Origin of the sequence: Streptomyces sp. NPDC059002 (genome assembly GCF_042740435.1) — a bacterium.
Classification (GTDB): domain Bacteria; phylum Actinomycetota; class Actinomycetes; order Streptomycetales; family Streptomycetaceae; genus Streptomyces.
In genome coordinates, this window is the sequence record NZ_JBHYJI010000010.1 from 74,533 (window position 1) to 93,555 (window position 19,023).

General features: G+C 69.2%; 18 protein-coding genes. 17 read left to right on the forward strand and 1 reads right to left on the reverse strand.

Features of this window, described 5'->3' with window-relative positions:
* Nucleotides 1-56 precede the first annotated feature (56 nt).
* From arc to prcA, 5 genes are all read left to right on the forward strand, one after another.
* Entirely contained in the window at nucleotides 57-1,823 is a 1,767-nt protein-coding gene (gene arc, locus ACFWZ2_RS11975) for a proteasome ATPase (protein WP_384544937.1), read from the forward strand.
* A 213-nt stretch (nucleotides 1,824-2,036) separates the two neighbouring features.
* Nucleotides 2,037-3,548, forward strand: coding sequence for a depupylase/deamidase Dop (dop, locus tag ACFWZ2_RS11980; RefSeq protein ID WP_384544938.1), 1,512 nt, complete (start codon nucleotides 2,037-2,039; stop codon nucleotides 3,546-3,548).
* A 119-nt stretch (nucleotides 3,549-3,667) separates the two neighbouring features.
* Entirely contained in the window at nucleotides 3,668-3,886 is a 219-nt protein-coding gene (locus tag ACFWZ2_RS11985; RefSeq protein WP_384544939.1) for a ubiquitin-like protein Pup, read from the forward strand.
* Nucleotides 3,887-4,033: 147 nt separating this feature from the next.
* Nucleotides 4,034-4,879 carry a proteasome subunit beta gene (prcB, locus tag ACFWZ2_RS11990; protein ID WP_384544940.1) on the forward strand — a complete coding sequence of 282 codons (846 nt, stop codon included), beginning with the start codon at nucleotides 4,034-4,036 and terminating at the stop codon, nucleotides 4,877-4,879.
* A gap of 53 nt (nucleotides 4,880-4,932) precedes the next feature.
* The gene (prcA, locus tag ACFWZ2_RS11995; protein WP_384544941.1) at nucleotides 4,933-5,688 is read left to right on the forward strand and encodes a proteasome subunit alpha; all 756 of its coding nucleotides are present in this window, start codon (nucleotides 4,933-4,935) and stop codon (nucleotides 5,686-5,688) included.
* Nucleotides 5,689-5,777: 89 nt separating this feature from the next.
* Here the strand turns inward: prcA and ACFWZ2_RS12000 are convergent, their stop codons facing one another.
* A complete protein-coding gene (locus ACFWZ2_RS12000; RefSeq protein WP_384544942.1) occupies nucleotides 5,778-6,803 on the reverse strand; it encodes a LacI family DNA-binding transcriptional regulator in 1,026 nt (341 codons plus the stop codon).
* A gap of 129 nt (nucleotides 6,804-6,932) precedes the next feature.
* Between ACFWZ2_RS12000 and ACFWZ2_RS12005 the strand changes: the two genes are divergently transcribed.
* The 12 genes from ACFWZ2_RS12005 to ACFWZ2_RS12060 all read left to right on the forward strand — a co-directional run bounded on the left by ACFWZ2_RS12005 (nucleotide 6,933) and on the right by ACFWZ2_RS12060 (nucleotide 18,988).
* The gene (locus ACFWZ2_RS12005) at nucleotides 6,933-8,192 is read left to right on the forward strand and encodes an MFS transporter (RefSeq protein WP_384544943.1); all 1,260 of its coding nucleotides are present in this window, start codon (nucleotides 6,933-6,935) and stop codon (nucleotides 8,190-8,192) included.
* Between the two features lie 9 nt (nucleotides 8,193-8,201).
* Complete coding sequence (gene pafA, locus ACFWZ2_RS12010) at nucleotides 8,202-9,563, forward strand: Pup--protein ligase (protein ID WP_384544944.1); 1,362 nt, start codon at nucleotides 8,202-8,204, stop codon at nucleotides 9,561-9,563.
* A gap of 139 nt (nucleotides 9,564-9,702) precedes the next feature.
* Nucleotides 9,703-10,701: an FKBP-type peptidyl-prolyl cis-trans isomerase gene (locus tag ACFWZ2_RS12015; protein WP_384544945.1), complete on the forward strand. Its 999-nt coding sequence runs from the start codon at nucleotides 9,703-9,705 to the stop codon at nucleotides 10,699-10,701.
* 58 nt (nucleotides 10,702-10,759) lie between these two features.
* Nucleotides 10,760-11,134, forward strand: a complete 375-nt coding sequence (locus ACFWZ2_RS12020; RefSeq protein ID WP_055567247.1) for an FKBP-type peptidyl-prolyl cis-trans isomerase — start codon at nucleotides 10,760-10,762, stop codon at nucleotides 11,132-11,134.
* Nucleotides 11,135-11,271: 137 nt separating this feature from the next.
* Nucleotides 11,272-12,249 (forward strand): helix-turn-helix transcriptional regulator, encoded by a 978-nt coding sequence (locus tag ACFWZ2_RS12025; RefSeq protein ID WP_384544946.1) that lies wholly within the window; start codon nucleotides 11,272-11,274, stop codon nucleotides 12,247-12,249.
* A gap of 17 nt (nucleotides 12,250-12,266) precedes the next feature.
* Nucleotides 12,267-13,253, forward strand: a complete 987-nt coding sequence (locus ACFWZ2_RS12030; protein ID WP_384544947.1) for a helix-turn-helix transcriptional regulator — start codon at nucleotides 12,267-12,269, stop codon at nucleotides 13,251-13,253.
* Nucleotides 13,254-13,264: 11 nt separating this feature from the next.
* Nucleotides 13,265-13,528, forward strand: a complete 264-nt coding sequence (locus tag ACFWZ2_RS12035; protein WP_384545051.1) for a hypothetical protein — start codon at nucleotides 13,265-13,267, stop codon at nucleotides 13,526-13,528.
* A gap of 9 nt (nucleotides 13,529-13,537) precedes the next feature.
* Nucleotides 13,538-13,735 (forward strand): hypothetical protein, encoded by a 198-nt coding sequence (locus ACFWZ2_RS12040; protein WP_384544948.1) that lies wholly within the window; start codon nucleotides 13,538-13,540, stop codon nucleotides 13,733-13,735.
* A 209-nt stretch (nucleotides 13,736-13,944) separates the two neighbouring features.
* Nucleotides 13,945-14,229 (forward strand): Sec-independent protein translocase subunit TatA, encoded by a 285-nt coding sequence (gene tatA, locus ACFWZ2_RS12045; protein ID WP_384544949.1) that lies wholly within the window; start codon nucleotides 13,945-13,947, stop codon nucleotides 14,227-14,229.
* A gap of 92 nt (nucleotides 14,230-14,321) precedes the next feature.
* Nucleotides 14,322-15,215, forward strand: coding sequence for a twin-arginine translocase subunit TatC (tatC, locus tag ACFWZ2_RS12050; protein ID WP_384545052.1), 894 nt, complete (start codon nucleotides 14,322-14,324; stop codon nucleotides 15,213-15,215).
* Between the two features lie 17 nt (nucleotides 15,216-15,232).
* Nucleotides 15,233-16,123, forward strand: a complete 891-nt coding sequence (locus tag ACFWZ2_RS12055) for a diacylglycerol kinase (RefSeq protein ID WP_384544950.1) — start codon at nucleotides 15,233-15,235, stop codon at nucleotides 16,121-16,123.
* Between the two features lie 54 nt (nucleotides 16,124-16,177).
* Nucleotides 16,178-18,988, forward strand: a complete 2,811-nt coding sequence (locus ACFWZ2_RS12060; protein ID WP_384544951.1) for a DEAD/DEAH box helicase — start codon at nucleotides 16,178-16,180, stop codon at nucleotides 18,986-18,988.
* Nucleotides 18,989-19,023: the final 35 nt, after the last annotated feature.

Below are 19,023 nucleotides of genomic sequence, written 5' to 3' on the forward strand. Positions count from 1 at the left end.
CACCCACCCAGGTAGGGTCTGGAAGCGTCCAGCTCCCCTTGGAGGAGGTGAGGACCGTGGCAGCCCACGACGACGACATCAACCGCGGCATCCGGCCCGGGCGAGGGTCTGAAGACCCTGCCGGTCAGGTTGCCTATCTCGAGCAGGAAATCGCCGTCCTGCGACGCAAGCTCGCCGACTCTCCGCGTCATACGAGGATTCTCGAAGAGCGGATCGTCGAGCTGCAGACCAACCTGGCCGGCGTGTCCGCGCAGAACGAGCGGCTCGCCAACACGCTCCGCGAGGCCCGCGACCAGATCGTGGCCCTCAAGGAAGAGGTCGACCGGCTGGCACAGCCACCGGCCGGCTTCGGGGTCTTCCTCGTGGCGAACGAGGACGGCACGGCGGACATCTTCACCGGGGGCCGCAAGCTCCGGGTGAACGTCAGCCCGGGCGTGGAGCTCGAAGAGCTCAAGCGCGGCCAGGAAGTAATGCTCAACGAAGCGCTCAACGTGGTCGAGGCCATGGAGTACGAGAGCGTCGGCGACATCGTCACCCTCAAGGAGATCCTCGAGGACGGCGATCGAGCCCTGGTGGTCGGACACACCGACGAAGAACGGGTGGTGCGGCTCGCCGAACCCCTCCTCGACGTCACCATCCGCCCCGGCGACGCCCTCCTGCTCGAACCGCGCTCCGGCTATGTCTACGAGGTCGTTCCCAAGAGCGAGGTCGAGGAACTCGTCCTCGAAGAAGTCCCCGACATCAGTTACGAGAAGATCGGCGGCCTCGGCGGCCAGATCGAGATGATCCGGGACGCGGTGGAGCTTCCGTATCTCTACCCCGACCTCTTCAAGGAGCACGAACTGCGGCCGCCCAAGGGCGTGCTGCTGTACGGGCCTCCCGGCTGCGGCAAGACGCTGATCGCGAAGGCCGTCGCCAACTCCCTTGCCAAGAAGGTCGCCGAGGTGACCGGGCAGCCCGCGGGGAAGAGCTACTTCCTCAACATCAAGGGTCCCGAGCTCCTGAACAAGTACGTCGGCGAGACCGAGCGGCACATCCGCCTGGTCTTCCAGCGTGCGCGGGAGAAGGCGAGCGAGGGCACCCCCGTCATCGTCTTCTTCGACGAGATGGAGTCCCTCTTCCGCACCCGTGGATCCGGTGTCAGCTCCGACGTGGAGAACACCATCGTCCCGCAGCTGCTGGCCGAGATCGACGGCGTGGAAGGCCTGGAGAACGTCATCGTCATCGGCGCCTCCAACCGCGAGGACATGATCGACCCCGCGATCCTGCGGCCCGGACGACTCGATGTGAAGATCAAGATCGAGCGCCCGGACGCCGAGGCGGCGAAGGACATCTTCGCCAAGTACCTCACCGAGCGGCTCCCGCTGCACGCGGACGACCTCGCCGAGCACAGCGCCGACCGGCGCGCCACGGTGCACGGCATGATCCAGTCCGTCGTCGAGCAGATGTACGCGGAGTCCGAGGAGAACCGCTTCCTCGAAGTGACGTACGCCAACGGCGACAAGGAAGTCCTGTACTTCAAGGACTTCAACTCCGGCGCCATGATCGAGAACATCGTGGGCCGCGCCAAGAAGATGGCCATCAAGGCCTTCCTCGAGGCGAACCAGAAGGGCCTCCGGGTCGCTCACCTCCTCCAGGCTTGCATCGACGAGTTCAAGGAGAACGAGGACCTGCCCAACACCACCAACCCGGACGACTGGGCCAGGATCTCCGGAAAGAAGGGCGAACGGATCGTGTACATCCGCACCCTTGTCACCGGAAAGCAGGGCGCGGACACCGGACGCTCCATCGACACGGTGGCCAACACCGGTCAGTACCTGTAGAACACAGGGCGGCTGCGGGTGTCCTTCACGGGTACCCGCAGCCGTCTGTTTTTCAATGACAGCAATGATCTCCCCACCAGCGCAAAGGCGTTCTAGGCTCTTCGGTACCGCCGAGTCGCGCAGTGCGGGGACGGGCACCGCACACGCACCGGAGAACCAGCGGTACTTGAGCGCCGTTCCCGAACGGGAGCGCCGCCGGGCAAGGAGGGCCGCATGACCGTACGGCGAGTAATGGGCATCGAGACGGAGTACGGCATCTCCGTCCCCGGCCACCCCAACGCCAATGCCATGCTCACCTCGTCCCAGATCGTCAACGCCTATGCCGCGGCGATGCACCGGGCGCGACGCGCCCGCTGGGACTTCGAGGAGGAGAACCCGCTGCGGGACGCGCGGGGTTTTGACCTCGCCCGCGAGGCCGCCGACGCCAGCCAGCTGACCGACGAGGACATCGGCCTCGCCAACGTCATCCTGACCAACGGCGCACGCCTGTACGTCGACCACGCACACCCCGAGTACAGCTCGCCGGAGATCACCAACCCCTGGGACGCGGTCCTGTGGGACAAGGCCGGTGAACGCATCATGGCCGAGGCCGCCGAGCGCGCGGCACAGCTCCCCGGCGCCCAGCCGATCCACCTCTACAAGAACAACACCGACAACAAGGGCGCCTCGTACGGCACGCACGAGAACTACCTGATGAAGCGGGAGACCCCCTTCTCGGACATCGTGCGGCACCTGACGCCGTTCTTCGTCTCCCGGCAGGTCGTCACCGGGGCGGGCCGCGTCGGCATCGGCCAGGACGGCCACGAGCACGGCTTCCAGCTGAGCCAGCGCGCGGACTACTTCGAGGTCGAGGTGGGCCTGGAGACGACGCTCAAGCGGCCCATCATCAACACCCGCGACGAACCGCACTCCGACGCCGAGAAGTACCGCAGGCTGCACGTGATCATCGGGGACGCGAACCTCTCCGAGATCTCGACGTACCTCAAGCTGGGCACGACCTCGCTCGTCCTCGCGATGATCGAGGACGGCTTCATCGCGGTGGACCTGGCGGTGGACCAGCCGGTGCGCACCCTCCACCAGGTCTCGCACGACCCCACGCTCAAGCACCTCGTCACGCTCCGCAGCGGCCGCTCACTCACCGCTGTCCAGCTGCAGATGGAGTACTTCGAGCTGGCCCGCAAGTACGTCGAGGAGCGCTACGGCGCGGACGCGGACGAGCAGACCAAGGACGTGCTCGCCCGCTGGGAGGACGTGCTCGGCCGTCTGGAGAGCGACCCGATGAGCCTCTCCGGAGAGCTCGACTGGGTCGCCAAGAGGGAGCTCATGGAGGGCTACCGCCGCCGTGACAGCCTCGACTGGGACGCCGCGCGGCTCCACCTGGTCGACCTCCAGTACGCCGATGTGCGGGCCGAGAAGGGTCTGTACAACCGTCTGGTGGCCCGGGGCAAGATGAAGCGGCTCCTCGACGAGGCGGACGTCGAGCGGGCCAGGAGCAAGCCGCCGGAGGACACGCGCGCGTACTTCCGCGGGCGCTGCCTGGAGCAGTACGCGGACGACGTGGCCGCGGCCTCCTGGGATTCGGTCATCTTCGACCTGCCGGGCCGCGACTCGCTGCAAAGGGTCCCCACGCTGGAGCCCCTGCGCGGCACGCGGAACCACGTCAAGGAACTTCTGGACCGCTGCCGTACCGCCGAAGACCTGGTACGGGTGCTGTCCGGGGGCTGAAAAGCTCCTCGTCCGGGAATCATCGAGGTGGTCCCCGGACGTTGAGGTAAGTGCGGGGCCGATGTCGGACCCTGCTTGTAGGGTCTGATCTTGTACGTCAACCGAGCGGGGTGAGGGATATGGCGACCAAGGACACCGGCGGCGGACAGCAGAAGGCGACGCGTTCCACCGAGGAGACCGAGGAGCAGGCGCAGGACGCGCAGGGTTCCGAGGACCTCAAGGAGCGCCAGGAAAAGCTGTCGGACGACGTCGACTCCGTGCTGGACGAGATCGACGACGTCCTCGAGGAGAACGCAGAGGACTTCGTGCGGTCCTTCGTCCAAAAGGGCGGAGAGTAAAGCCTGTTGACCGTTCCGATGCCGGCCGTCCCCGGGCGGTCGGCACCGGGACGGATGACAGGCCGGTGCACGGGTATGGTCCGTGCACAGTTCAAATGATCGGTCCGACCCATCGAGGCGGGCCGCCGCCAATCCGGAAGGAATCGCGTGGAAGCCAACCCTCGTAGCACCGGGCGTCTGCCGTCAGCCTTCCTGACGCCCGGCTCGTCCTCGTTCATGGACTTCCTGTCCGAGCACCAGCCGGAGCTGCTGCCGGGCAAGCGGACGCTGCCGCCCACCCAGGGCGTGATCGAGGCTCCGCACGGCACCACCATCGTGGCCGTGACGTTCCCCGGCGGCGTGGTGCTCGCCGGTGACCGGCGGGCGACGATGGGCAATGTCATCGCGCAGCGCGACATCGAGAAGGTGTTCCCGGCCGACGAGTACTCCGCCGTGGGCATCGCGGGCACGGCCGGTCTGGCCGTGGAGATGGTCAAGCTCTTCCAGCTGGAGCTGGAGCACTTCGAGAAGGTGGAGGGTGCCACGCTCTCCTTGGAGGGCAAGGCGAACCGTCTGTCCACGATGATCCGCAGCAACCTCGGCATGGCCATGCAGGGCCTCGCCGTGGTGCCGCTCTTCGCGGGGTACGACGTGGACCGCGAGAAGGGGCGCATCTTCTCGTACGACGTCACGGGCGGACGTTCCGAGGAGCACGGCTTCGCGGCGACCGGTTCGGGTTCGGTCTTCGCGCGCGGTGCGATGAAGAAGCTCTACCACGACGGTCTGACGGAGGAGCAGGCGACGACGCTGGTCGTCCAGGCGCTGTACGACGCGGCCGACGACGACTCGGCGACCGGTGGCCCCGATGTGGCCCGCCGGATCTATCCGATCGTCACCGTCATCTCCGACGAGGGCTTCCGGCGGCTGACGGAGGAGGAGTCCTCCGCGATCGCGCGCTCGATCCTGGAGAAGCGTCTGGAACAGCCCGACGGCCCGCGGGCCGCGCTGCTCTGATCGCTCCGAATTCGCCACTGACTGAAGTTTTTTGACAGAAAGGGACGGATCCGGTGTCGACGCCGTTCTATGTCTCACCCCAGCAGGCCATGGCCGACCGGGCGGAATACGCCCGCAAGGGCATCGCCCGCGGCCGAAGCCTTGTCGTGATGCAATATGCCGACGGCATTGTGTTCGTCGGCGAGAACCCGTCCCGTGCGCTGCACAAGTTCAGCGAGATCTATGACCGGATCGGCTTCGCGGCCGCCGGAAAGTACAACGAGTACGAGAATCTTCGGATCGGCGGCGTCCGTTACGCCGACCTTCGTGGATACACGTACGACCGTGACGATGTGACGGCCCGTGGCCTCGCCAACGTCTATGCCCAGACGCTCGGCACGATCTTCTCCAGCAATGCCGAGAAGCCGTACGAGGTCGAGCTGGTCGTGGCCGAAGTCGGTGCCACGCCGGACGGCGACCAGATCTACCGCCTGCCGCACGACGGTTCGATCGTGGACGAGCACGGTTCGGTCGCGGTCGGTGGTAATGCCGAACAGATCAGCACCTATCTCGATCAGCGCCATCAGGACGGCATGACGCTCGCCGAGGCGCTCAAGCTCGCGGTGCAGTCGCTGTCCCGGGACACCAACGGCAGCGAGCGGGAGATCCCCGCGGAGCGGCTCGAGGTGGCGGTCCTGGACCGGACGCGGCCGCAGCAGCGGAAGTTCAAGCGGATCGTGGGCCGCCAGCTGTCCCGCCTCCTCGAAGAGGGCGGCGCGACGGACGCGGCCACGGACACCGAGCCGGAGTCCGGCACCGAAGGCGAGTAGTCCGGCTTCCGGCCCACACCTTCACGCGCCCCGCGTTTCGGCCAGACGGCCGGGACGCGGGGCGTTCGCGTGCGCGGGGCACGGGAGAGCTAGCGCGCGGCCGGGCCCGTCGAGGCGCGGACGACCAGGTCGACGGGGAGCGGGGCGGCCTCCGGGGTGCGGCCTTCGAGGACGGCCACCAGGGTCTCCATGCCGCGCTCCCCGAAGCGCTCGGCGGGCAGACGCACGGTCGTCAGCTCCGGCTCCACCGCGGTCGCCAGGGTCAGGTCGTCGAAACCGGTCACCGAGACGTCCTCGGGGACGCGCAGACCGAGCCGTCGCACCGCCTTGCAGACGCCCGCGGCGAGGAAGTCGTCGTCGCAGATGACCGCCGTGGGGCGGGAGCCGGGGGCGGACAGGGCGGCCTCTGCCGCGATGCGGGCGCCGTCGACGCTGATGGGTGCAGCCACCTTGCGTACGGCCGTGTCCGTCCCGCTCAGGGCCGCGGCGAGGGCGTCGGCGCGCACGTCGAAGGTCCAGGAGTCCACGCCCGCCGCCAGATGCAGGAAGTCGCGGTGGCCGAGGCTCAGCAGATGCTCCGTCACCTGGCGCATGCCGTCGGCCAGATCGAGGTTGACGGTGGCCGCGCCCAGGCTCCCCGCCGGGTCGCTGTCGAGCATCACCAGGGGCAGCTCGTCGCCGCGGATGGTGCCGAGGACGTCCGACGCCATGGAGGAGGCGAGCACGCCGTCCAGTGAGGCGCGCGCGGAGTCGAAGGGGTCGCGGGCGGGGCCGATGCCGTCGGGGGAGGGGTACAGGAGCACTCCGAAGCCGTGCCGCGCGGCGACGCGGGCGGCTCCGGTGTAGACGTGCGCGAAGAACTCGTTGGTGAGCGCGGGGACGACGAGCAGCGCCGTCCTGGTCCTGCCCAGGCGCAGATTGCGGGCCGCGAGGTTGGGGCGGTAGCCCAGCTCCCGGGCGGCCGACCGCACCCGCTCGGCGGTCGGCTCCGCCACCCGGCCGCGCCACTTGTCGCCGAGCACCAGGGAGACCGTGGCCTGGGAGACCCCGGCCACGCGCGCGACGTCGCGGCTCGTGGGGCGCGGCGCCCCGGTTTCCTGCTGTGGCCCGGCCACTGACACCTCCCAGGTCGTGCCCGCGAGGTGACATCGGGTGGACCCACGGACAGCGCACATGGTACGTATGACGCTCGACGTTATACGTAAAACCTCGGCCGTGGCGGCGCGGGGGAGGGGCGGGAGAGTATGGCTGCCGGATACGCGGAGATCCTCCGGACGCGCTACGCGACACGGCTGCTCGCCGGGACGCTGGTGGGCCGGCTGCCCAATGCCACGGCCGCGATCGCGATCGTGCTGTTCATCCGGGCCGAGGGCGGCACCTACAGCCTGGCCGGCGCGCTCGCCGCGGTGTACGGCGTGGCCAACGCCGTGGGCCAGCCGCTGCTCGGGCGCCTCGTCGACCTGCACGGCCAGCCGCGCGTGCAGCTGCCCGCCGCGCTCGTCTCGGCCCTCGGCATGGCGGCCTTCGCCTTCACCGGACCCGACCAGCTCGCCCTCGCCTATGTCGCGGTGGGCGTCGCGGGACTGTTCACACCTCCCCTGGAGGGCGGTCTGCGGGCTCTGTGGCCCAGCGTCCTCGGCAAGGAGGAGCAGGTGCACACGGCGTACGCCATGGACGCCATCGCGCAGGAAGTCATGTTCACCGTCGGACCTCTGCTCGTCACCGGCTGCGTCGCGCTCTGGTCGGAGCAGGCGGCGCTGCTCGTCGTCAATGCCGTGGGTGTGCTCGGTGCCCTCTCCGTAGTGGTGTCACCGCCCTCGCGCGCGTGGCGCTCGGCGCCCCGCGAGGCACACTGGCTCGGCGCGCTGCGCTCGCCCGGACTGCTCGCGATCCTGGGCGCGTTCCTCTTCGTCGGCATCGCCCTCGGCTCGATCACCGTGGCCGGTGTGTCGTACGCGGACGCCCACGGCGGCGACGGGGTGTACGGCTGGATGATGGCGGCCCTCGGCCTCGGCGCCCTGATCGGCGGCTCGCTGTACGGGGCGCGGCAGTGGACCGGCGTCCCGGAGAAGCGGCTGAGCATTCTGGTCGCCCTGCTGGCCCTGTGCTACTGGCCGTTGACGCTGACACCGGGGCCGGCGGCCATGAGCGCGCTCGCCGCGCTCGCCGGAGTCTTCCTCGCGCCCGCGCTCGCGTGCTCCTTCATCATCGTCGACCGGCACGCCCCGCGGGGCACCGTCACCGAGGCGTTCTCCTGGCTCGTGACCACCTTCACGGTCGGGGCCTCCCTCGGAACGGCCGTCGCGGGACCCGTCGTCGAGTGGGGCGGGACGGTGTGGGGCTTCGCCGTCCCCGGGCTCGCCGGAGCGGCCGCGCTGCTCGTGCTGCTCGGCACGGCGCGGGTGCTCGCCGTCCCCGTGGATTCGGGGGTCGTTGCGGGTTCATCGGAAAATGATCGAAACGGTGCCGTCGAACCCGGTTTCAGTGCAGGGCATCAGGCGTAATGTTCAGTCATGGACCGCCGCATTTTCGGGCTGGAGAACGAGTACGGCGTCACGTGCACGTTCAGGGGACAGCGCCGCCTGTCGCCTGACGAGGTGGCGCGCTACCTCTTCCGCCGTGTTGTGTCATGGGGCCGCAGCAGCAACGTCTTTCTGCGGAACGGCGCCCGCCTCTATCTTGACGTGGGATCACATCCGGAATACGCAACACCGGAATGTGACAACGTGACCGAGCTGGTCACCCACGACAAAGCAGGCGAGCGCATTCTGGAAGGCCTGCTCGTCGACGCCGAACGCCGCCTGCACGAGGAGGGAATCGCAGGCGACGTCTATCTCTTCAAGAACAACACCGACTCGGCGGGAAACTCCTATGGTTGCCACGAGAACTATCTGGTGGCCCGTCACGGAGAGTTCTCCCGGCTCGCGGACATCCTCATTCCGTTCCTCGTCACACGGCAGCTGCTGTGCGGCGCAGGCAAGGTGCTGCAGACTCCGCGCGGTGCCGTGTACTGCGTCAGTCAGCGTGCCGAGCACATCTGGGAGGGCGTGTCCTCGGCGACGACGCGCTCCCGGCCGATCATCAACACCCGCGACGAACCGCACGCCGACGCCGAGCGCTACCGCAGGCTCCATGTCATCGTCGGCGACTCGAACATGTCCGAGACGACCATGCTCCTCAAGGTCGGCGCCACCGACCTCGTCCTGCGCATGATCGAGGCGGGCACGGTCATGCGCGACCTCACCCTGGAGAACCCGATCCGGGCCATCCGCGAGGTCAGCCACGACATCACGGGCCGCCGCAAGGTGCGCCTGGCCAGCGGCCGCGAGGCCTCCGCCCTCGAAGTCCAGCGCGAGTACTACGAGAAGGCCGTGGACTTCGTCGACCGCCGGGGCATCCGCACCGGCACCGTCGAGCAGGTCCTGGAGCTGTGGGGCCGCACGCTCGACGCGATCGAGGCCGAGGACCTCGACCGGATCGGCACCGAGATCGACTGGGTGATGAAGTACAAGCTCATCGAGCGGTACCGCGCCAAGAACAACATGACCATGTCGCACCCCCGGGTCGCCCAGATAGACCTCGCCTACCACGACATCCACCGTCGCCGCGGGCTCTACTACCTCCTGGAGAAGAAGGGCCAAGCCACCCGCATCTGCAACGACTTGAAGATCTTCGAGGGCAAGTCGGTGCCGCCGCAGACCACTCGCGCGCGGCTGCGCGGCGACTTCATCCGACGCGCCCAGGAGCAGCGCCGTGACTTCACGGTCGACTGGGTGCACCTCAAGCTCAATGACCAGGCACAGCGCACCGTGTTGTGCAAGGACCCCTTCCGGTCGGTCGACGACCGCGTGGAGAAACTCATCGCCGGTATGTGAGCCGCTGTGGGACCGGTGAAACGAGTGGTGTTGCGGGAACGCAACGCGGGCGCCGTACGTTCCTCGTACGGCGCCCTTCTCACGCCGTAGAGTTGCGCGCACGCCAACCCACAAGATCGACCGATACGAGGCCCCCACCGTGCGCCGACGTTCCCTGCTCCTTGCCGTCCCGGCCGGCCTGCTCACGCTGGCAGGCTGTGGTGACGACAAGGCCGACAAGGCCAAGTCCAAGCCCAGCGACAGCCCGACCAACTCCGCGTCGGCCCCGCCGACGGCGAAGATCGTGGACGGACCGCTGCCCGAGATCACCAAGGGCACCAAGTTCGGCCAGAAGCCGACCGTTGCCAAGGGTCCCGGCAAGCCGTCCTCCGACCTCGCCGTCAAGACCCTGATCGAGGGCAAGGGCAAGGAGGTCGTCAAGGGCGACTACCTGCAGGCCAATTACCTCGGCCAGATCTGGGCCACGGCCAAGGTCTTCGACAACTCCTACGACCGCGGCAACCCCACGGTCTTCCCGATCGGCGTCGGCCAGGTCATCCCCGGCTGGGACCAGGCCCTGGTCGGCAAGAAGCTGGACAGCCGCGTGGAGCTCGCCATCCCCCCGAAGATGGGGTACGGCGAGGAGGGCAACAAGCAGGCGGGCATCAAGGGCACGGACACCCTCGTGTTCGTCGTCGACCTCGTGAGCACCTTCAACGACAAGAGCTCGGCGAAGGGCAAGGAGGTCGCGCAGTCGAACAAGGACCTGCCCAAGGTCGGTACGAACACCGACGGCAAGGCCCCCTCGATCGACGTCCCGAAGACCGACGCCCCGAAGAAGCTCGTCGCCTCGTACATCCTGGAGGGCGACGGCGACGAGGTGAAGGAGACCGACAGCCTCCTGTGCCAGTACGAGGGTGTGCTCTGGGCGGACGGCAAGGAGTTCGACTCCTCGTACAAGCGCAAGCAGCTCGCCTCGTTCCAGCTGGCGCAGGTCGTCAAGGGCTGGGCGCAGGGCCTGACCGGCAAGAAGGTCGGCAGCCGCGTCCTCATCGTGATCCCGCCGGAGCTGGGGTACGGCGACCAGCCGCCGCAGGGCAGCTCCATCAAGAAGGACTCCACGCTGGTCTTCTCCGTGGACATCCTCGCGAAGATGTGACGCTCCGGGGATGCAAGACTGTCCGAGCTGACCTTTCGTATCAAGCAGGAGCATTTTCGTGAGCATTGACAAGCCCGAGGTCGACTTCCCCGTCGGCGAGCCGCCGGCCGATCTGCAGATCAAGGACATCTGGGAGGGTGACGGGGCGGTCGCCAAGGCGGGCGACTTCGTCAAGGTCCACTACGTGGGCGTCGCCTTCAGCACGGGCGAGGAGTTCGACGCCAGCTGGAACCGCGGCAACCCGCTGGAGTTCCAGCTGGGCGCCGGCCAGGTCATCTCCGGCTGGGACCAGGGCGTGCAGGGCATGAAGGTCGGTGGCCGGCGCGAGCTGACCATCCCGGCCCACCTGGCGTACGGCGACCGCGGCGCCGGCGGCGGCCGCATCGCCCCGGGCGAGACGCTGATCTTCGTCTGCGACCTGGTCTCCGTCTGAGGACGTCTGTGACCTGATCTGTTCGTCAAGGGTCCATGCCTGTCTGGCATGGACCCTTGGCTTTTGCCACGACACCCCGGGGCGGTACGGTCATCGGTCGGAAGCACTGTCTGTTGTAAGGCCGAGAAAGGGCGTCGATGGCCATTGCCAAGGCCGAGCGGCTGATGAATCTGGCGCTGTGCCTGCTCGGGACCCGGCGGCCGCTCAGCAAGCGGGAACTGCGCGATTCCATCGAGGCGTATGTCGAGGCCTTCGGGCCGGGCGGCCGAGCGGCGGGCTCCGACGACTCGTTCAACCGGATGTTCGAGCGCGACAAGGACGATCTGCGCGAGCTCGGCCTGGTCATCGAGACCGTGGAGAACCTCGACGGGGACGTCGGCTATCTCGCACGGCGCGACAGCAACCGTCTGCCGCCCATCACCATCGATGCCGAGGAGGCCGCCGCCCTCGGCCTCGCCGCGAAGGTCTGGCAGCAGGCCCGCCTCGCCGGAGCGGCCAGTGGCGCCCTGCAGAAGCTGCGCGCGGCCGGGCTGCCCGAGGACGTCGACCCGTACGAGGCGCACGGCGCCCTTGAGCCGCGCATCCCCGCGCACGACGCGTCCTTCGAGCCGCTGATGCTGGCCTGCCGCGACCGCCGCCCCGTCGTGTTCGACTACCGCAAGGCCACCGCGGCGCGCCCCGAGCAGCGCCATGTCGAGCCCTGGGCGCTCGAATGCTGGCGCGGCCACTGGTACCTCGCGGGCTGGGACCGCGACCGGGGCGCCGAGCGGGTCTTCCGGCTCTCCCGGATCACCGGCAAGGTGCGCGCCCGCGCGGGCAAGTACACCGCCGACGTCCCGGACGTCGTCACGGTGCGCGAGACCGTCGCGAGCTGGGCGGGCGAGACCGCCGACCGCACCGCCCTGATCCGGCTGCGTACGGGTGCCGGGTATCCGCTGCGGGCCAAGGCGGGCTCGGTGCGGGAACTGGGCGACGGGTGGGACGAGTTGGAGATTCCGTACGGCCATGGGCTCGATGCCTGGCTGGTGGAGTTCGGGCCCGACGTGGTGGTCCTGGAGCCCGCCGAGCTGCGGGCCGACGTCGTGGACCGGCTGCGCGCCGTGGCCAAGGGCTGAGGGGGAACGGAAAGACCATGGCCTCGAACGCCATCGACCAGACCCGGCGGATGCTGTCCCTGGTGACCTATCTGCGCGAGCGCCCCGGCGCCCACGTCGGGGACGTCGCCCGCGCCTTCGGCATCACCCCGGACGAGCTGATCTCCGACCTCGACGTACTGCCGCTGTGCGGGACCAGCTTCCGCGGCGGCGACCTGCTCGACATCGACACCGACGGCGACCGCATCTGGTGGCACAACCCCGACGACGTCGCGGCGCCGCTGCGGCTGGCCGCCGACGAGGCGACCGCGCTGCTCGTGGCCGCCCGCGCGGTGGCCACGCTGCCCGGCCTGCGCGAGAGCGACCGGCTCGCGCTGCTGCGCGCCACCGCGAAGCTGGAGACCGCGGCCGGTGAGGCGGCGGGCGCCAGCTCGCGTCTTTCGGTCACCTTCGAGTCCGAGGGCGGCGTCTTCGCCGACGTCGACCGGGCGATCTCCGAGCGGCGCAGGCTCTGGATCCGCTACTACTCGCCCGCCCGCGACGAGCTCAGCGAGCGCGAGATCGACCCGATCCGCCTGGTGAGCGTCGGCCACACCTATGTGGAGGCGTGGTGCCGCCGCTCCGAGGCGCGCCGCACCTTCCGGCTCGACCGGGTCGCCGAGATCAAGATCCTCGACGAGCCCTCCGCGCCGCCCGAGGTCGAGCTGCGCGACCTCTCCGAAGGACTCGTGCAGCCCGCCGCCGAGGACCCCGAGGTCGTCGTGGAGGTCGGGCCGGGCGGGCGCTGGGTCGCCGAGTACTACCCGCACGACAGCGCCGACGAGCTGCCCGACGGCGGCCTGCGGATCACGCTGCGCACCCCCGACCCGGCCTCGCTGCGCCGCCTCGCGCTGCGGCTCGGCGGGGACGGGCGGATCGTCTCTCCCGCGCAGCTCGCCGACAGCGCGCGGCAGGCGGCGCGCGAGGCTCTTGAGGCGTACGAGAGGGACTACGAGCCGCACGACGGGCAGGAGCAAGGGCGTTGAGCACACCGACCATGTCCGGATTGCCGGGAGTTCCGGCGCAGCCCAGGCCCGCCACCCCTGTCTTCTTCACCGCCGCCTGCCCCGACTGCCGTGCCCGCTTCGAGCTCTCCGCGGGGGCGCTGCGCCTGGCGATCGGCGCCAGCCGCCGTACGACCTTCTACTCCTTCACCTGCCCCGAGTGCGGGGCCGCGGTGCGCAAGCCCGCGGGCGAGCGCATCGTCGAACTCCTCACCGGTGGTGGGGTGCGGACGCTGCGCCTGCACTCGACCGTCTAGGCTCGGCACATGTTCTGGGCGATGCTCGCGATCGCGGCGGGCTTCTTGGGTCTGGCCGTTCTCGGCGTACTGGCGATCAAGGTGTTCGTCGAGGCGCAGCGTCTCGGGCGTCAAGTGAGTGAGACCACACGGAAGATCAACCAGGCCGCCGAGGACCTGGAGAAGGCGGCGGCCGGTGTGGCCCGTGCGGGGAGAGAGGCTCTTTAGCCTCCGTGACCTGTCAACTCCCCAGGGAGGGCGGGTACCCTGCGAAGGCGGCCCGGGATCGAGGCGGGGGGCCGTACTCGGAGTATGCGCGGGGATTGCCGCGCGTTTACCCCGGGGGGTTACGATCGCTGACAGCGCGGAGGTCGGATGAATGTCCGATCTGCGAGCAAACCAGACTCCTGTCGCCTCGGTGAAGAAGGTAATCAGCTATGGGTAGGCTCGGCCCCACCGAGATCATTCTCATCCTCGTCGTCATCGTCCTGCTGTTCGGAGCCAAGAAGCTGCCCGACATGGCGCGCTCCCTCGGCAAGTCGGCCCGCATCCTCAAGAGCGAGGCCAAGGCCATGAAGACCGAAGGCAAGAAGGACGAGGCCGCGCCGGCGGACCCGCCGAGCGACCCGGCCGTCCAGCAGCGCACCATCCAGGCGGCCCCCGGCGACGTGACCAGCTCGCGCCCGGTCACCGAGCCGACCGACCGTACGACGCAGCGCTGATCCAAGGTCGGTGACGACCGGCCTGCCGCACGAGATGAGGACGTGGGTTGCTCAAGTCTGCCCGCAAGCAGGAGAAGGACCCCGAGGGGCGGATGCCCCTCGCCGAGCACTTGCGCGAGCTCCGCAACCGGCTCGCCAAGGGGCTCCTCGCGATCACGGTCGTGTCGATCGTGGCAGCGTTCTACAGCCAGCAGCTGATGGAGTTCCTGGCTGATCCCGTGCCGCGCTGCGAGCCCGGCATGGACGTGACCGGCGGGCACTGCGCGAAGGTCACGTTCAACGACCTGCTGTCGCCCTTCACCACCACGGTGAAGGTCAGCCTCATGGTCGGCATCATCGTGTCCAGCCCGGTCTGGCTGTACCAGCTGTGGGCGTTCGTCGCGCCCGGCCTGCACAAGAACGAGCGCAAGTACACCTACTGGTTCGTCGCCGCGGCCGTGCCGCTCTTCCTGGGCGGCGGCTGGCTGGCGTACACGATCCTCCCGGTCAGCATGCGCGTCCTGCTCGGCATCACGCCGGAAGGGGCCGAGAACCTTCTTCCGATGGACACGATCCTCGACTTCACCGTCAGGATGGTCCTCGTCTTCGGTGCCTCGTTCGAGCTCCCGCTGCTCCTGGTGATGCTCAACATGACGGGCATGGTCACCGGGCGCCGCATGATGACCTGGTGGCGGGGCGTCGTCATGGGCGTCTTCATCTTCGGCGCGGTGGCGACCCCGACCACCGACCCCGTCGGCATGATCGCCCTCGCGGGGCCGATCGTCGTCCTCTACTTCATGGCGGTCGGCGTCTCTCTGCTGAACGACAAGCGCCGCCGCAGCAACAACCCCGACGCCGATCTCGACGACGACGAGGCGTCCGACATCGACCTCACGCCCGAGGACATCGGTGACGTCGAATCGGTGCGGCCGCCCAGGGCGCTGCCCGAGCAGGCGGGCACCGGACGCTCCGATCAACGCGTAAACGGTTTCGACGACGTGACCTGACCTTGTAGGGTCCGGCCGTGACCAGCGAGATCACCCTCTTCGTCAATCCCACCGCGGGCCGCGGCCGGGGCGCTCACGCAGCGCAGCCGGCCGCTTCCGCGCTCCGGGCCCGCGGCTTCTCCGTACGTACGGTCATCGGGGAGGACGCCCCGGACGCGCTGCGGCGGGCCCGCGAGGCCGTCGACGGCGGCACCGGGGCGCTGATAGCCGTCGGCGGCGACGGCATGCTGAGCCTCGCGCTGCAGGCCGTCGCCGGGACGCGCACCCCGCTCGGCGTGATCGCCGTGGGCACCGGCAACGACTTCGCACGGTCCCTGGGCCTGCCGGTGCGCGAGCCGGCCGCGGCGGGCGAGATCGTCGCCGAGGCGCTCAAGGGGGCGCACACCCGCGACATCGATCTGGGGCGGGTCGACGGGACCTGGTTCGGGACCGTGCTCGCCTCCGGCTTCGACTCCCGGGTCAACGACCGGGGCAACCGGATGCGCTGGCCCACCGGGCGCTTCAAGTACGACCTGGCGATGGTCGCCGAACTGGCCGCGTTCAAGCCGATCCCGTACCGCATCACGCTGGACGACGGCGACGTCCACGAGGTCGAGGCCACGCTCGTCGCGGTCGGCAACGGATCGTCGTACGGCGGCGGCATGAAGATCTGCGCCGCGGCCGACATGAGCGACGGGCTCTTCGACGTCACCGTGGTCGGGGACTGCAGCCGCACGACGCTGCTCAAGGTCTTTCCGCGGGTCTACAAGGGCACGCATCTCGACCATCCGAAGGTCACCGTGCACCGGGCCGCCAAGGTGGAGCTTGCCGCGCCGGGGATCACCGGGTACGCGGACGGGGAGCCGCTCGGCGCGCTGCCGCTGACCGCCGAGTGCGTGCCGGGGGCGGTACGGGTCCTGACACCGTGAGCTCCCGATAATGATCGTCCGTTGTCAGTGGTGCCCGGTAGTCTCGAAAGCACGATGACAGAGGACCTCTCACCGGCCGAGCGGTACGCGGCGGCGCGCAAGCGCGCTGTCGAGCAGGCCACCGCACTCGCGTCCTTCCGCGAGATGTACGAATTCGGCCTCGACCCCTTCCAGATCGAGGCCTGCCAGGCGCTCGAGGCGGGCAAGGGCGTGCTCGTGGCCGCCCCCACGGGCTCGGGCAAGACGATCGTCGGCGAATTCGCCGTGCACCTCGCCCTTCTGCAGGGCAAGAAGTGTTTCTACACCACGCCCATCAAGGCGCTCTCCAACCAGAAGTACGCCGACCTCGCCAAGCGGTACGGCGCCGACAAGGTGGGCCTGCTCACCGGTGACAACAGCGTCAACTCCGATGCCCCGGTGGTCGTCATGACCACCGAGGTCCTGCGGAACATGCTGTATTCGGGCTCGCAGTCGCTGCTCAACCTCGGCTATGTGGTCATGGACGAGGTGCACTACCTCTCCGACCGCTTCCGCGGTGCCGTCTGGGAGGAAGTGATCATCCACCTCCAGGAGTCGGTCACGCTCGTCTCCCTGTCGGCCACCGTGTCGAACGCGGAGGAGTTCGGCGACTGGCTCGACACCGTGCGCGGCGACACCGAGGTGATCGTCTCCGAGCACCGGCCCGTGCCGCTCTTCCAGCACGTGCTCGCGGGTCGTCGGATGTATGACCTCTTCGAGGAGGGCGAGGGCCAGAAGAAGGCGGTCAACCCCGACCTCACGCGCATGGCGCGGATGGAGGCCAGCCGTTCGTACAACCCGCGCGAGCGCCGCAAGGGCAAGATGATCCGCGAGGCCGACCGCGAGCGCGAGCGCAGACAGCGGTCGCGGATCTGGACGCCGGGCCGCCCCGAGGTCATCGAACGGCTCGACGCCGAGGGCCTGTTGCCCGCCATCACGTTCATCTTCAGCCGCGCCGCCTGCGAGGCCGCCGTCCAGCAGTGCCTGTACGCAGGCCTCCGGCTGAACGACGACGAGGCGCGGATGAAGGTCCGCGAGATCGTCGAGGAGCGCACCGGATCGATCCCGAACGAGGACCTCCATGTCCTTGGCTACTACGAGTGGTTGGAGGGCCTGGAGCGCGGCATCGCGGCGCACCACGCGGGCATGCTGCCCACCTTCAAGGAGGTCGTCGAGGAGCTGTTCGTGCGCGGCCTGGTCAAGGCCGTCTTCGCCACCGAGACGCTCGCCCTCGGCATCAACATGCCCGCGCGCAGCGTGGTGTTGGAGAAGCTCGTCAAGTGGAACGGCGAGCAGCACGCCGACATCACCCCCGGTGAGTACACGCAGTTGACCGGCCGTGCCGGGCGCCGCGGCATCGACATCGAGGGCCATGCGGTGGTGCTCTGGCAGCGCGCCATGAGCCCCGAGCACCTGGCCGGGCTCGCGGGCACGCGCACGTACCCGCTGCGGTCCAGCTTCAAGCCGTCGTACAACATGGCGGTGAACCTCGTGGAGCAGTTCGGGCGGCACCGCTCGCGCGAGCTCCTGGAGACGTCCTTCGCGCAGTTCCAGGCCGACAAGTCGGTCGTCGGGATCTCCCGGCAGGTGCAGAAGAACGAGGAGGGCCTGGAAGGCTACAAGGCCTCCATGACCTGCCACCTGGGCGACTTCGAGGAGTACGCGCGACTGCGCCGCGAGCTCAAGGACCGCGAGACCGAGCTCGCCAAGCAGGGCGCGGCCCAGCGCAGGGCCGCCGCTGCCGCCGCCCTGGAGAAGCTCAAGCCGGGCGACGTCATCCACGTCCCCACGGGGAAGTACGCGGGCCTCGCGCTCGTACTCGACCCCGGACTGCCCGCCGGACGGGCCAACGGCCACCGCGGCTTCGACCACGTCGACGGGCCGCGCCCGCTCGTCCTCACCGCCGAGCGGCAGGTCAAGCGGCTCGCGTCGATGGACTTCCCGGTGCCCGTCGAGGCATTGGAGCGGATGCGCATCCCGAAGTCCTTCAACGCCCGCTCCCCGCAGTCCCGGCGCGATCTGGCCTCCGCGCTGCGCACCAAGGCCGGGCACATCGTCCCCGACCGGCATCGCAAGGGGCGCGCGGCGGCCGCCGACGACCAGGAGATCGCCCGGCTCCGTACGGAGCTGCGCGCCCACCCCTGCCACGGCTGCGACGAGCGCGAGGACCACGCGCGCTGGGCCGAGCGCTACTACCGGCTCAAGCGCGACACCTCGCAGCTGGAGCGGCGCATCGAGGGGCGGACGAACACCATCGCCCGCACCTTCGACCGCATCGTCGCCCTGCTCACCGAGCTCGACTATCTGCGGGGCAACGAGGTCACCGAGCACGGCAAGCGCCTCGCCCGGCTCTACGGAGAGCTCGATCTGCTCGCCAGCGAGTGCCTGCGCGCCGGGGTCTGGGAGGGGCTCAGCCCCGCCGAACTGGCCGCGTGCGTATCGGCGTTGGTGTACGAGGCGAGGGTCGGCGACGACGCGCTCGCGCCGAAGCTGCCGTCCGGGGCCGCCAAGGCGGCGCTCGGCGAGATGGTGCGGATCTGGGGTCGCCTCGACGGTCTCGAGGAAGAGTTCAAGATCAGCCAGACCGAGGGGGTCGGGCAGCGCGAGCCCGACCTGGGCTTCGCCTGGGCGGCGTACATGTGGGCCAACGACAAGGGGCTCGACGAGGTCCTGCGCGAGGCGGAGATGCCGGCCGGTGACTTCGTGCGGTGGTGCAAGCAGGTCATCGACGTGCTCGGGCAGATCTCGGCGGCGGCGCCGCGGGAGGGCAGCACGGTCGCGAAGAACGCCCGCAAGGCGGTTGATCAGTTGTTGCGGGGGGTCGTGGCGTACAGCTCTGTCGGCTAGTGCGTGAGCCTCTCGGCCTTGAGCGGGTCCGGCCC

Bases quoted from the DNA above. Each gene is read 5' to 3' on its own strand.
- ACFWZ2_RS11985 (WP_384544939.1), top strand. From the start codon at position 3,668: ATGGCGACCAAGGACACCGGCGGCGGACAGCAGAAGGCGACGCGTTCC.
- ACFWZ2_RS12005 (WP_384544943.1), top strand. From the start codon at position 6,933: ATGGCTGCCGGATACGCGGAGATCCTCCGGACGCGCTACGCGACACGG.
- ACFWZ2_RS12060 (WP_384544951.1), top strand. From the start codon at position 16,178: ATGACAGAGGACCTCTCACCGGCCGAGCGGTACGCGGCGGCGCGCAAG.
- pafA (WP_384544944.1), top strand. From the start codon at position 8,202: ATGGACCGCCGCATTTTCGGGCTGGAGAACGAGTACGGCGTCACGTGC.
- tatC (WP_384545052.1), top strand. From the start codon at position 14,322: ATGCCCCTCGCCGAGCACTTGCGCGAGCTCCGCAACCGGCTCGCCAAG.
- ACFWZ2_RS12030 (WP_384544947.1), top strand. From the start codon at position 12,267: ATGGCCTCGAACGCCATCGACCAGACCCGGCGGATGCTGTCCCTGGTG.
- ACFWZ2_RS12025 (WP_384544946.1), top strand. From the start codon at position 11,272: ATGGCCATTGCCAAGGCCGAGCGGCTGATGAATCTGGCGCTGTGCCTG.
- tatA (WP_384544949.1), top strand. From the start codon at position 13,945: ATGGGTAGGCTCGGCCCCACCGAGATCATTCTCATCCTCGTCGTCATC.
- dop (WP_384544938.1), top strand. From the start codon at position 2,037: ATGACCGTACGGCGAGTAATGGGCATCGAGACGGAGTACGGCATCTCC.
- ACFWZ2_RS12040 (WP_384544948.1), top strand. From the start codon at position 13,538: ATGTTCTGGGCGATGCTCGCGATCGCGGCGGGCTTCTTGGGTCTGGCC.
- ACFWZ2_RS12035 (WP_384545051.1), top strand. From the start codon at position 13,265: ATGTCCGGATTGCCGGGAGTTCCGGCGCAGCCCAGGCCCGCCACCCCT.